Source organism: Klebsiella sp. CB_Kp196, assembly GCF_040061575.1.
Classification (GTDB): Bacteria; Pseudomonadota; Gammaproteobacteria; order Enterobacterales; family Enterobacteriaceae; genus Klebsiella; species Klebsiella michiganensis.
Genome location: NZ_JBEAFH010000006.1, coordinates 61,379 through 74,508, shown reverse-complemented (window position 1 = coordinate 74,508; position 13,130 = coordinate 61,379). Strand labels below are relative to the sequence as shown.

Below are 13,130 nucleotides of genomic sequence, written 5' to 3'. Positions count from 1 at the left end.
GCAAGCCATATCATTTTTGCATAGAGTGGCAATAAAACGATATTTTTTATTGCGTACGCGCTGTGGCGTAATCGTAAAAAACAGAAATAACGCACACACAGCACCGGAGTTCCTTATGCCACACTCGCTTTACGCTACCGATACCGACCTGAGCGCAGAAAACCTGCTGCGTCTGCCCGCCGAATTCGGCTGCCCGGTTTGGGTTTACGACGCGCAGATTATCCGCCGCCAGATTGCCCAATTGAGCCAGTTCGACGTGGTGCGTTTTGCGCAGAAGGCCTGCTCCAATATCCATATTCTGCGCCTGATGCGCGAGCAGGGCGTGAAGGTGGATTCGGTGTCGCTGGGCGAGATCGAGCGCGCGCTGGCGGCCGGGTACGATCCGCATCAGCATCCGGAAGATATCGTCTTTACCGCCGATCTGATCGACGATGCAACCCTGGCGCGGGTTAAAGAGCTGCAGATCCCGGTCAACGCCGGCTCAATTGATATGCTGAGCCAGCTGGGCGAAGTCTCTCCGGGCCACCGCGTCTGGCTGCGGGTTAACCCGGGCTTCGGCCACGGCCACAGCCAAAAAACCAATACCGGCGGCGAGAACAGCAAGCACGGGATCTGGCACAGCCATTTAACGGCGGCGCTGGAAGTGATGCGTCGCTATCAGCTCCAGCTGGTGGGGATTCACATGCATATCGGTTCTGGGGTCGACTATGGTCACCTGGAACAGGTCTGCGGCGCGATGGTGCGTCAGGTTGTTGAATTCGGGCAGGATCTGCAGGCGATCTCCGCCGGCGGCGGACTGTCGATCCCGTATCACGAAGATGAAGAGGCGATCGATACCGATCACTACTTCGGCCTGTGGAACGCGGCGCGCGAGCAGATCGCTAAACATCTGGGCCATCCGGTCGCGCTTGAGATCGAACCGGGTCGCTTCCTGGTGGCGGAGTCCGGCGTGCTGGTTTCTCAGGTTCGCAGCGTGAAGGAGATGGGCAGCCGCCACTTCGTGCTGATTGACGCCGGTTTTAATGATTTGATGCGCCCGGCGATGTACGGCAGCTATCACCATATTACCGCTCTCGCCGCGGACGGCCGCGATCTGCGCGCCGCGGCGGAGGTTGAAACCGTAGTGGCCGGGCCGCTGTGCGAATCGGGCGATGTATTTACCCAGCAGGAGGGGGGGAAAGTGGAAACCCGCCTGCTGCCTGCGGTGGCGCCGGGGGATTATCTGGTGCTGCACGATACCGGCGCTTACGGCGCGTCGATGTCTTCTAACTACAACAGCCGTCCGCTGCTGCCGGAAGTGCTGTTCGACAACGGCAAAGCGCGGCTGATCCGCCGTCGCCAGACCATTGAAGAGCTGCTCGCGCTCGAGCTGCTGTAAGGCGCTGCCCGATGGCGCTTCGCTTATCGGGCCCGCTAATTATGCGTAATACGGCCCGGTGGTGACCGACTCGCGCAGCACCAGCTTGCCGGTAAACGGCGGTATGGTCTCGATCGGCTGGCCGTTGGCCAGCTTGATGGCCTGATCGATAGCGGTGGTGATCATGTTATCGATCGGCAGATAGACCGTCGACAGCCCCGGCTCCAGCCATTTCGCGCTCGGCGCGTCATCAAAACCAAACAGCGAAATATCCTGCGGGATCCGCAGCCCTGCCTGATGCAGCGCTTTCGACGCGCCCAGCGCCATATCATCGTTACAGGAAAACAGCGCGCTAAACGGCGTTTTCTCTTCCAGCAGCTCGCAGCAGAGTTCATAGCCGCGGCTCATGGTGGAGTCGCCGTATTTCACCTTCGCCGGATCCCACTTGATGCCGTGCTTCTTCAGCGCGTTGCGATAGCCTTCCAGGCGAGCTTTACCCGTCGGCGTGTGCATCGGCACGGTCAAACAGGCAATATCGCGATGGCCCTGGGCAATGAGGTACTCAACCGCCTGAAACGCCGCGTCCTGCTGTTCGAAGAACACGCAGCGCTCCCGGGCCTGGCTAACGTCGCGGTTGATCACCACCAGCGGCATGGCGATAGACTCAATAAGCGACATAATCTTCTTTTCGCTCATATGGCGCGTGTAGAGCACGATGGCATCGCACTGGCGATCGGCCAGCATCTGCACCGCCTCTTCTTCACGCTCCGGCGCATCGTGGCCGTCGGTGACGATCAGCTGTTTGCCCCAGGCTTCCGTCTGGCGAGAAGCCTGCTGCAGCAGGCGGCCAAAATAGAAACCGTCAAAGGTGGAAACCACCAGACCGATGCTGTTGCTCGTGCGGTTTGCCAGCGAGCGGGCGAGAAAGTTTGGCCGATAGCCCAGCTCTTCCATCGCCTTAAAAACCTGTTGGCGGGTGCTCTCTTTCACCTGACCTGTGCCGTTCAACACGCGGGAAACCGTCGCTTTAGAGACGCCTGCGCGAATTGAGACATCCAGCATTGTAGCCATTCATCCGATTCCTGATATCACGTGGTGAACCGCAGTTTATCACAGACATTCAGGGGGATATGGCTTCATGGCGCGGTAAAAAACCATCGCGATCACGCTTTTACAGGAATTGATCGCAGGGAAAAGAAAACCGCAAATGCGGTATGCCAATTATCGCCTTTCTGGAATACCAATGAACGGGTTGGGAGCTTAATCACAGAACTTATTCTCCCCAGTGGCTATTTTTTGGTATGCCAATAGGTGTTTGGCTGTACACCTGGTGCGCTAAAAGCCCTTAAACCTGAGGTATCCTCTATGGCATTGCAGGACAAACTGATCGACTCACTGGGGAGTTTCGCCACGAAATTCAACAGCTACCGCTACATCATGGCGATAAAATCCGCTTTTATTACCCTGATGCCGGTGATCATCGTCGGCGCCTTTTCGGTGCTGATCTCCAATATGGTGCTGGATCCGAAAAACGGACTCGCCAGCTTTCAGGCGCTCTCTTTTCTGGCGGCGCTGAAACCCATTACCAGCGCGATCAACTACGCCACCCTTAACTTTCTCAATATTGGCGCGGTCTTTCTTATCGGCATCGAGCTGGGGCGGATTAACGGCATCAAGAGCCTGTTCCCCGGTCTGCTGGCGGTGATCTGCTTTATCTGCGTGACGCCGACCACCGTCGAAATGATGGTCGACGGGCAAATGCATGAAGTGAAAGATGTGCTGCTGCGCCAGTTTTCCGATACCCGTAGCCTGTTCCTCGGTATGTTTATCGCCATTCTGTCGGTGGAGATCTACTGCTGGCTGGAGGGCCGCAAGGGGCTGAAGATCAAGATGCCGGATACCGTGCCGCCCAACGTATCGGCGTCGTTCTCCGCCCTGATCCCGGCCATTATCACCACCACGGTGATTGCCACCTTTGGCTTTATTTTCCATCAGGCCACCGGCATGTACCTGTATGACGCGGTCTATCAGGTGGTGCAGCAGCCGCTGGAGCGGGTGGTGCAAAGCCTGCCGGGGATCCTGCTGCTGATGTTTGTCGCGCAGTTGTTCTGGGTTATCGGCATCCACGGCAACCAGATGATCAAACCGATCCGCGAACCGCTGCTGCTGGGAGCCATCACCGTCAATATGAGCGCCTTTGAGCAGGGCAAAGAGGTGCCTAATATCATCACCATGCCGTTCTGGGACGTTTATATGAGCATCGGCGGATCGGGGCTGACGATTGGCCTGCTGATCGCGGTCATGATCGCCACCAAACGCAAAGAGATGAAAGAGATCGCCAAGCTGTCGATTGGGCCGGGTCTGTTCAATATTAACGAACCGGTGATTTTCGGCATGCCGATCATGCTCAATCCGATCCTCGCGATCCCTTTTATCATTACGCCGCTGGTGACCGGCAGCATCGGCTACTTCGCGACCGCCGCCGGCTTTGCCGGTAAAGCGGTGGTGATGGTGCCGTGGACCACCCCGCCGCTGATCAACGCCTGGCTCTCTACGGCGGGTTCGATGGGGGCGGTGGTGACGCAGCTTATCTGCATCCTGACCGCGGTGCTGATCTATCTGCCGTTCGTCAAAATAGCCTCCCGCCGCGCGGAAAACGCTCAGCGCCAGGCAGAGAACGACCAGGCCAGCCAACAGATATGAGGACACAATGACGACAGTAAAGATGGCGATCCCCCGCGACTTTATCCTCGGCGCCGCCGCTTCCGCGTGGCAAACCGAGGGCTGGAGCGGTAAGAAAGCGGGCCAGGATTCCTGGCCGGATCTCTGGTACAAGAACGACCGCCGCGTCTGGCATAACGGCTACGGCCCGGCGGTGGCGACCGATTTTATCAACCGCTTCCGCGAAGACGTGCAGTTGATGAAGCTGGCGGGGCTGACCCACTACCGCACGTCGATTAACTGGTCGCGCTTTCTCACCGATTATGAAAACGTCACGGTCGATGAAGACTATGCGGCGTACTACGACCAGCTCTTCGATGAACTGCTGGCCAACGGCATCGAGCCGATGATCTGTCTTGAGCACTATGAACTCCCCGGCTATCTGCTGGAGCAGTACGGCGGCTGGGCGTCAAAAAAGGTGGTTGAGCTGTTTGTGCAGTACGCGGAGAAAGTGTTCGCCCGCTATCACCACAAAGTCACGCGCTGGTTTACCTTCAATGAACCGATCGTGGTGCAGACCCGCGTTTATCTGGATGCGCTGCGCTGGCCTTACGAGCAGAACACCGGCACCTGGATGCAGTGGAATCACCACAAGGTGCTGACGACGGCAAAAGTGGTCCGGCTGTTTCGCGAGAAAGGCTATCGCGGCACGGTAGGCTGCATTCTTAACCCGGAGGTCACCTACCCGCGCTCAAAAGCGTCGCACGATGTACGCGCCGCCGAACGCTACGATCTGTTTTATAACCGGGTTTTCCTCGATCCGCTGGTCCACGGCCTCTACCCGCCTGAGCTACTGGCCCTGCTCGAACAGCACGGGGTCTCCTGGGATTATGACGCGGAGGAGCTGGCGATAATCCGCGACAACACCGTTGATGAGCTGGGGATTAATCTCTACTACCCGCATCGGGTTAAGGCTCCATCGCGCGCCTGGCATCCGCAGACGCCGTTCCATCCGGCTTACTACTATGAGCCCTTTGAGCTACCGGGGCGGCGGATGAACCACTCCCGCGGCTGGGAGATTTATCCGCAAATCGTTTTTGATATGGCGATGCGGATCAAGCAGGACTACCGCAATATTCCGTGGTTCGTGGCGGAAAGCGGCATGGGCGTGGAAAACGAAGGGCAGTTTCGCAATGGTGAAGGCACCATCGCCGACGACTACCGGATCCGTTTTATCAGCGAGCATCTGTGGCAAACGCTGCGCGCGCGGGAAGCAGGGGCCAACTGTCACGGCTACATGCTGTGGGCGTTTACCGACAACGTTTCGCCGATGAACGCGTTTAAAAATCGCTACGGGCTGATTGAAATCGATCTGCAAAATAATCGTGCGCGGCGGCCCAAGGCGTCCGCCAGCTGGTTCCGTAAGCTAGGCGAGAGCCGGGAATTGACGCTGGATATTGACGATGAGTGGCGCTAGCCGGGCTGAAATTTTGCTAAGATAGCGGCCGATATTGACTCGCAGGCTCATAACGCACAGGTGATATTGTGGAGAAGGCTATCATTCCGCCGGAAAAGAAACCCTACCAGGAAATAGGTGATGATTTACGCGCACAGATTGCGCAGGGGCGCTATCCCATCGGGTCGCGCCTGCCGCCGGAACGCAATATCGCCGAGACCTACGGCGTGAGCCGGACCATCGTCCGCGAAGCGCTGCTGATGCTGGAGCTGCAGGGGACGGTCGACATTCGCCAGGGCTCCGGGGTGTACGTGATGCGCATCCCGCACGAGGACGATAGCGAGGAAGAACAGATGTTGAGCAGCGACGTCGGGCCGTTCGAAATCCTGCAGGCCCGCCAGCTGCTGGAGAGCAATATCGCCGCTTTTGCCGCCAAAATGGCCACCCGCGCCGATATCGATAACCTGAAGCGGATTATCGAGCAGGAACAGCGGGCGATTGCCGCCAACGATACCAGCCAGGATAACGCCCGGCTGTTTCACCTGGTGCTGGCCGGCGCGACGCAAAATCAGATGCTGCTGGCGACGGTTGAGCGCATCTGGCTGCAGATGGACAGCAGCCCGCTGTGGCAGCAGTTCAACGTGCATATCGCCAGCCGGGCGTACCGGCTGAAGTGGCTCGGGGACCGGCAAACGCTGCTCGCCGCCCTGCGCCGACGCGATGTGATGGGGGCCTGGCAGGCAATGTGGCAGCATCTTGAAAATGTCAAAAACAGCCTGCTGGAGCTCTCCGATGAAGACGCGCCGGACTTTGACGGCTATCTCTTTGAATCGGTACCGATTTTTCAGGGAAAGCTGGTATGATTATTCACCCCCTCTACGCTGTGCCGCAGCACGCTTCATGCGTAACGGAGTGGCTCTGGCGAGCGTTTGGCGCTGACGCGCTGCCGTGGGCGTTCTTCGCCAGCATTGTCGAACATAGCCAGACGCCGGGAGCGCTGCCCATTACCTTTGTGGCCGTGGAGGGCGAGAGGCTGCTGGGCACCGTCGGCCTGTGGCGCTGCGATTTAATCAGCCGCCAGGATCTCTATCCGTGGATGGCGGCGCTCTACGTGGCGCCTGAGGCGCGCGGGCAGGGGCTGGCGGGAAAACTACAGCAGCACGTCATCGGATATGCCAGAGCGCAGGGCTATACCGAGCTATTTCTCTACTCCGCCTGCCGCGATTTTTATGAGCGTTTTGGCTGGCAGTATATCGGCGAAGGCCTGGATTATCCGGCCAGCGCCGTCAGTTTATACCGCTACGATTTATCGCTGTCGAGGGGCGCAATCACCGAGTGACGGCGGACCAGCGTGGGGCTGAAAAGGTGGGTAATCTCCGGCGGCGGGCGATGCTCCGCCAGCGCTAACGCCAGCTCCGCGGCCTGCGTCGCCATGGTGACAATCGGATAGCGTACGGTGGTCAGACGCGGGCGCACGTAGCGCGAAATCAGCACGTCATCAAAGCCAATCAGCGAAATCTCACGCGGCACATCAATCCCGTTATCGTTTAATACGCCCATCGCGCCGGCGGCCATCGAGTCGTTATAGCAGGCGACGGCGCTGAAGTTCCTGCCGCGGCCCAGCAGCTCGGTTATCGCCTGTTCTCCGCCGCTCTCATCGGGCTCGGCAAAGGTCACCAGGCGATCGTTGCACGGCAGATCGCTCTCTTTTAACGCTGCCCAGTAGCCCTGCAGCCGGTCTTCAGCATCGGAAATAGCGTGATTAGAGCAGAGATAGCCGATGCGGGTGTGCCCCTGCTGAATCAGGTGGCGGGTCGCGAGCCATGCGCCGTAGCGGTCATCCAGCGCCACGCAGCGCTGCTCGAAGCCGGGCAGGATGCGGTTAATCAGCACCATGCCGGGGATTTGCTGCATCAGCGAGGCCAGTTCGTCATCGGGGATCATTTTGGCGTGGACCACCAGCGCCGCGCAGCGGTGGCGAATCAGCTGTTCAATCGCCTGGCGCTCTTTATGGAGGTTGTGATAGCCGTTACCGATCAGCAAAAAATTGCCGGTATTGTAGGCGACCTGCTCGACGGCTTTCACCATCGCGCCGAAGAAGGGGTCGGAGACATCGCCCACCACCAGGCCGACGGTTTCCGTTGACTGCTGCGCCAGCGCGCGGGCGTTGGCGTTGGGGTGATAATTTAGCGTTTCCATCGCGGCGCCTACCGACTGGCGCGAGGCTTCGCTGGCTTTCGGTGAATTGTTAATAACGCGGGAGACGGTAGCGACGGAGACTCCTGCGAGCCGGGCTACATCCTTAATAGTCGCCATACCAGGCCTTTTTTAGGGTAAGCGTTTACATGGCATTTATGTTACGGGAAAGCGCGGCAGATTCAAGGGTTGGTACTTTTGGGTTAATGCAATTGTGACGCAGATTAGCGTTGCGGGTGAAATAGTTACCCACAGGGGTGCGGAGAATGATTCCGGGAACGGACAATTCACACCTTTGCTTACACTTTGCGATTGGCTGTTGCGAATGTTCGCTGGTTTACCCATTCATTGCATTGATACTCTGGCTATCCCAGAGGTATTGATAGGTGGAGTCAACTTCAGGTTGACCACTTAATTACACCAGCCTGCGCAGATGCGCAGGTTTTTTTTTGCCCGCTGCTAGCCGTTGTTACAGTTCGCGAAAAAAGTAATAACTGGTTGCACTTAGGCTCATTCCCTTGCGTTTTATGGCTGGCGCCGGCGGCGGGAAAAACGAGACAATCAGGATCCCAGAGGTATTGATTGGTGAGTTTTTTAAGTACGCTTTTCGTACTGATTATCTTGCACCGACCTGCGCGGATGCGCAGGTTTTTTTTGTCCTGAATTCCGCTCCTCCTGGTGCATTTTCCGTCCCTTCTCATGTAACCTGCTTTGACTGATTAACCGGTCAAACGGAGTTGTTATGCTTTTGGGATTTTTCAGACTACTTTTCAAAGGATTGTACCGGGTCAAGTTAACCGGTGACCCCCAGGCGCTGCAGCAGCAAAAGGTGCTGATTACGCCAAACCATGTCTCCTTTATTGACGGCGTACTGCTGGCGCTTTTCCTGCCGGTGCGCCCGGTGTTCGCGGTCTATTCCTCAATCAGCGATCGCTGGTTTATGCGCGCGCTAAAGCCGATTATTGATTTTGTGCCGCTGGACCCGACCAAACCGATGTCGATAAAACATCTGGTCCGCCTGATTGAGCAGGGGCGCCCGGTGGTGATTTTCCCGGAAGGGCGGATCTCGGTGAGCGGTTCGCTGATGAAAATTTACGACGGCGCCGCCTTTGTGGCGGCGAAGTCGCAGGCGACCATCGTGCCGCTGAGAATCGAAGGCGCTGAACTAACCCCCTTTAGCCGCCTGAAGGGGCTGGTCAAGCGCCGCCTGTTCCCGCGCATTCAGCTGCATCTGCTGCCGCCGACGCATCTGCCGATGCCCGATGCGCCGCGCGCCCGCGACCGGCGTAAAATTGCCGGTGAAATGCTGCATCAGATCATGATGGAGGCGCGGATGGCGGTGCGCCCGCGCGAAACGCTGTATGAGTCGCTGCTGGCGGCCCAGGACCGCTTCGGCGCGCGCAAACGCTGCGTGGAAGATATCAATTTTCAGCCGGACACCTACCGTAAGCTGCTGACCAAAACCCTCTTCGTGGCGCGCATTCTGGAAAAATACAGCGCCCAGGGCGAAAAAATCGGCCTGATGCTGCCGAACGCCGGAATAAGCGCGGCGGTGATTTTTGGCGCGATCGCCCGCGGACGAATCCCGGCGATGATGAACTATACCGCCGGGGTCAAAGGCCTGAGCAGCGCCATTACCGCGGCGGAAATCAAAACCGTGTTTACCTCACGCACCTTCCTCGAAAAAGGCAAACTCTGGCACCTGCCGGAGCAGCTGACTCAGGTACGCTGGGTATTTCTCGAAGATTTAAAAGGCGAGGTTACCGCCGCCGATAAGCTGTGGATTTTTGGCCATCTGCTGATGCCGAAGCTGGCTCAGGTTACGCAGCAGCCGGAAGACGCGGCGATGATTCTGTTTACCTCCGGCTCGGAAGGCAATCCGAAAGGGGTAGTGCATAGCCATAAAAGCCTGCTGGCCAACGTCGAGCAGATTAAAACCATTGCCGACTTTACCGCCAACGACCGCTTTATGTCGGCGCTGCCGCTGTTTCACTCCTTTGGCCTGACGGTCGGCCTGCTGACCCCGCTGTTTACCGGCGCGGAGGTCTTCCTCTACCCCAGCCCGCTGCACTACCGCGTGGTGCCGGAGCTGGTATATGACCGCAACTGTACCGTGCTGTTCGGCACCTCCACCTTCCTTGGCAACTACGCCCGCTTTGCGAATCCGTATGATTTTTATCGCCTGCGTTACGTTGTCGCCGGGGCGGAGAAGCTGCAGGAGAGCACAAAGCAGATCTGGCAGGACAAGTTTGGCCTGCGCATTCTTGAAGGCTACGGCGTCACCGAATGCGCGCCGGTGGTATCGATCAACGTGCCGATGGCGGCGAAAGTGGGCACCGTCGGCCGCATTCTGCCGGGGATGGACGCGCGTCTGCTGGCCATGCCCGGTATTGAAGAGGGGGGCCGTTTACAGCTTAAAGGGCCGAACATCATGAACGGCTATCTGCGAGTGGAGAATCCCGGCGTGCTGGAAGCGCCCGCGGCGGAAAATCAGCACGGCGTAGTCGAGGCCGGCTGGTATGACACCGGGGATATCGTCAGCTTTGACGAACAGGGCTATGTGCGGATTCAGGGACGCGCGAAGCGCTTTGCCAAAATCGCCGGTGAGATGGTGTCGCTGGAGATGGTCGAGCAGGTGGCGCTGGCGGTTTCGCCGGACAAAATGCACGCCACGGCGATTAAACAGGATGCCAGCAAAGGCGAGGCGCTGGTGCTGTTTACCACCGATAATGAACTGAATCGTGAAAAACTGCTGCGCTATGCCCGTGAACACGGCGTACCGGAGCTGGCGGTACCGCGCGACATTCGCTGGCTGAAGCAGCTCCCGGTACTGGGCAGCGGCAAGCCGGACTTTGTCACCCTTAAAGGCATGGTTGAACAGGCGGAAGATTCGAATGAGTGAGTCAGTACACACTAACACATCTCTGTATTCGAAAGGGATGATGGCGGTTATCTGCGCCCAGTTTCTTTCAGCGTTTGGCGATAACGCGCTGTTGTTCGCCACCCTGGCGCTGATGAAGCAACTGTTCTACCCGGAGTGGAGCCAACCGGTATTACAGATGTTGTTTGTGGGCGCTTACATTCTCTTCGCGCCGTTTGTCGGACAGTTTGCCGATAGCTTTGCCAAAGGGCGGGTGATGATGGTGGCGAACGGCCTGAAGCTGATCGGCGCGGGGTGCATCTGCTTTGGCGTGAATCCGTTTGTTGGCTATACGCTGGTGGGCATCGGCGCTGCCGCCTATTCTCCGGCTAAATACGGCATTCTCGGCGAGCTGACCACCGGCGATAAGTTAGTGAAAGCGAACGGCCTGATGGAGTCCTCGACCATTGCGGCGATCCTGCTCGGCTCGATGGCGGGCGGTATCCTGGCGGACTGGCATATCATGGCGGCGCTCGGCGTCTGCGCGGTGGTGTACGCCGGCGCGGTGGTCGCCAACCTGTGGATCCCGAAGCTGCCGGCGGCGCGTCCCGGGCAATCATGGCGTTTCAGGCCGATGACCCACAGCTTCTTTAGCGCCTGTACGATGCTATGGCGCAACGGTGAGACCCGCTTTTCGTTAGTCGGCACCAGCCTGTTCTGGGGGGCGGGCGTGACGCTGCGCTTCCTGCTGGTGCTGTGGGTGCCGGCGGCGCTGGGCATTACCAGCAACGCCATGCCGACCTACCTTAACGCGATGGTGGCGGTGGGGATTGTGCTGGGGGCCGGCGCGGCGGCGAAGCTGGTGACGCTGGAAACGGTGTCGCGCTGCATGCCCGCCGGGATATTGATTGGCGTGGCGGTCATCTTTTTCGCCATCCAGCAGGCGCTGCTGCCGGCGTTTGCCCTGCTGCTGCTGCTCGGCGCGTTCGGCGGCTTCTTTATCGTGCCGCTTAACGCCCTGCTGCAGGAGCGAGGGAAACATACGGTCGGCGCGGGCAACGCTATCGCGGTGCAGAACCTCGGCGAAAACGTGGCGATGCTGCTGATGCTGGGCCTCTATTCGCTGGCGGTGAGCATCGGTATTCCTGTCGTCGGCGTAGGGATTGGCTTTGGCGTGGTGTTCGCCCTGGCGATTACTGCCCTGTGGATTTGGGGACGGCGTAAATAATCTCCCGGAGGCGGCGCGTCGCGCCTGTCCGGGCTACAAACCGCACGAACTTGTAGCCCGGACAGATGCGTAGCATCGCCTCCGGGAGCTTTTACGGCCTTACGGTGCCGGGTAGGTATAAACCTGATGCACCGCTTCAATCTCGGCTAAAACCTCTGCGCTCAGCTCCAGATGCAGGCTTTCGACGTTGGTTTTCAGCTGCTCCATGGTGGTCGCGCCCAGCAGGGTGCTGGCGACAAACGGCTGACGACGTACGAAGGCCAGCGCCATCTGCGCCGGGTCAAGGTTGTGCCGCTTCGCGATATCGACATAGGCCGCCACCGCTTTTTGCGTCTGCTCGCCGCTGTAGCGCGTAAAACGGCTGAACAGCGTATTGCGTGCGCCTGCTGGTTTTGCGCCGTTGAGGTATTTCCCGGTCAGCGTGCCGAACGCCAGGCAGGAATAGGCCAGCAGCTCCACGCCTTCATACTGGCTAACTTCCGCCAGGCCCACTTCAAAGCTGCGGTTCACCAGGCTGTACGGGTTCTGGATCGTCACGATGCGCGGCAGGTCGTGCTTGTCCGCCAGATGAAGATAGCGCATCACGCCAAACGCCGTTTCGTTAGAGACCCCGATATAGCGAATCTTGCCGGCGCGCTGGAATTCGGCCAGCGCGTCCAGCGTATCCAGCAGGGTGACGACCGGGGCGGAATCGGCCCAGGTGTAGCCCAGCTTGCCGAAACAGTTGGTCGGGCGCTGCGGCCAGTGTACCTGATAGAGGTCGAGATAATCGGTCTGCAGGCGCTTCAGGCTGTCGTGCAGCGCCTCGCGGATATTTTTACGATCCAGCTTGTGGTCAGGACGAATGCTGCTGTCGTTATTGCGGGCAGGGCCGCTCACTTTAGAGGCGATAATCAGCTTTTCGCGATTGCCGCGCTTCGCCAGCCAGTTACCGACGTAGGTTTCCGTCAGGCCCTGGGTTTCCGGGCGCGGCGGGACGGGATACATTTCCGCGACGTCAATCAGGTTAATGCCCTGACTCACCGCGTAATCGAGCTGCTCGTGCGCGTCTGCCTCGCTATTCTGCTCACCAAACGTCATTGTGCCCAGCCCCAGCGTGCTGATTTCAAGAGAACTGTGTGGGATACGGTGATACTGCATAGCCGGCTTCCTTTTTTATCAACAAGGTCAGGCGTTCCCCGACAAAGGAATATAAAAATGGCAGAGGGGGAGAAAAAGGGGAAGTAAAAAAATCAAAAAAGCCGGGCTGACGGAATCCGGCCTGATGAATCCTCGCGGACAGATCAGGTTTATCCCGACTTTTCTCTGAATGCTGAAGAATAAAGAACGCTGCTCAACGGTGCGATAAAACGCTAAATCGCGACCTGACGGC

General features: G+C 58.4%; 10 protein-coding genes. 7 read left to right on the top strand and 3 right to left on the bottom strand.

Annotated elements, in window-relative coordinates; genetic code table 11:
* Positions 1–115: 115 nt before the first annotated feature.
* Positions 116–1,378, top strand: coding sequence for a diaminopimelate decarboxylase (lysA, locus tag ABLU87_RS03785; RefSeq protein ID WP_046876736.1), 1,263 nt, complete (start codon positions 116–118; stop codon positions 1,376–1,378).
* Positions 1,379–1,417: 39 nt separating this feature from the next.
* Here lysA and ABLU87_RS03780 read toward each other — a convergent pair whose 3' ends face one another.
* Positions 1,418–2,419, bottom strand: a complete 1,002-nt coding sequence (locus ABLU87_RS03780; protein ID WP_162140818.1) for a LacI family DNA-binding transcriptional regulator — start codon at positions 2,417–2,419, stop codon at positions 1,418–1,420.
* A 303-nt stretch (positions 2,420–2,722) separates the two neighbouring features.
* On the opposite strand from ABLU87_RS03780, the gene ABLU87_RS03775 reads away from it, so the two are divergent.
* The 4 genes from ABLU87_RS03775 (at position 2,723) to ABLU87_RS03760 (ending at position 6,813) form a co-directional block, all read left to right on the top strand.
* Positions 2,723–4,060: a PTS transporter subunit EIIC gene (locus ABLU87_RS03775; RefSeq protein WP_047722968.1), complete on the top strand. Its 1,338-nt coding sequence runs from the start codon at positions 2,723–2,725 to the stop codon at positions 4,058–4,060.
* 7 nt (positions 4,061–4,067) lie between these two features.
* Complete coding sequence (locus tag ABLU87_RS03770) at positions 4,068–5,495, top strand: glycoside hydrolase family 1 protein (protein ID WP_122117394.1); 1,428 nt, start codon at positions 4,068–4,070, stop codon at positions 5,493–5,495.
* Positions 5,496–5,563: 68 nt separating this feature from the next.
* Positions 5,564–6,337, top strand: coding sequence for a GntR family transcriptional regulator (locus ABLU87_RS03765; protein WP_004105268.1), 774 nt, complete (start codon positions 5,564–5,566; stop codon positions 6,335–6,337).
* A complete protein-coding gene (locus tag ABLU87_RS03760) occupies positions 6,334–6,813 on the top strand; it encodes a GNAT family N-acetyltransferase (protein WP_116279884.1) in 480 nt (159 codons plus the stop codon). The genes ABLU87_RS03765 and ABLU87_RS03760 overlap by 4 nt, the downstream gene beginning before the upstream one ends.
* Here ABLU87_RS03760 and galR read toward each other — a convergent pair.
* On the bottom strand, positions 6,774–7,790 hold the full coding sequence (gene galR / locus ABLU87_RS03755) for an HTH-type transcriptional regulator GalR (protein ID WP_014839434.1): 1,017 nt from the start codon (positions 7,788–7,790) through the stop codon (positions 6,774–6,776). The genes ABLU87_RS03760 and galR overlap by 40 nt on opposite strands.
* A gap of 622 nt (positions 7,791–8,412) precedes the next feature.
* Here galR and aas point away from each other — a divergent pair.
* A complete protein-coding gene (aas, locus tag ABLU87_RS03750; protein ID WP_049078714.1) occupies positions 8,413–10,572 on the top strand; it encodes a bifunctional acyl-ACP--phospholipid O-acyltransferase/long-chain-fatty-acid--ACP ligase in 2,160 nt (719 codons plus the stop codon).
* Positions 10,565–11,758 carry a lysophospholipid transporter LplT gene (gene lplT, locus ABLU87_RS03745; RefSeq protein WP_122117393.1) on the top strand — a complete coding sequence of 398 codons (1,194 nt, stop codon included), beginning with the start codon at positions 10,565–10,567 and terminating at the stop codon, positions 11,756–11,758. Before aas ends, lplT begins: the two co-directional genes overlap by 8 nt.
* A 99-nt stretch (positions 11,759–11,857) precedes the next feature.
* On the opposite strand, the gene ABLU87_RS03740 is transcribed toward lplT, so the two are convergent.
* Entirely contained in the window at positions 11,858–12,898 is a 1,041-nt protein-coding gene (locus tag ABLU87_RS03740) for an NADP(H)-dependent aldo-keto reductase (RefSeq protein WP_014226662.1), read from the bottom strand.
* Positions 12,899–13,130 lie beyond the last annotated feature (232 nt).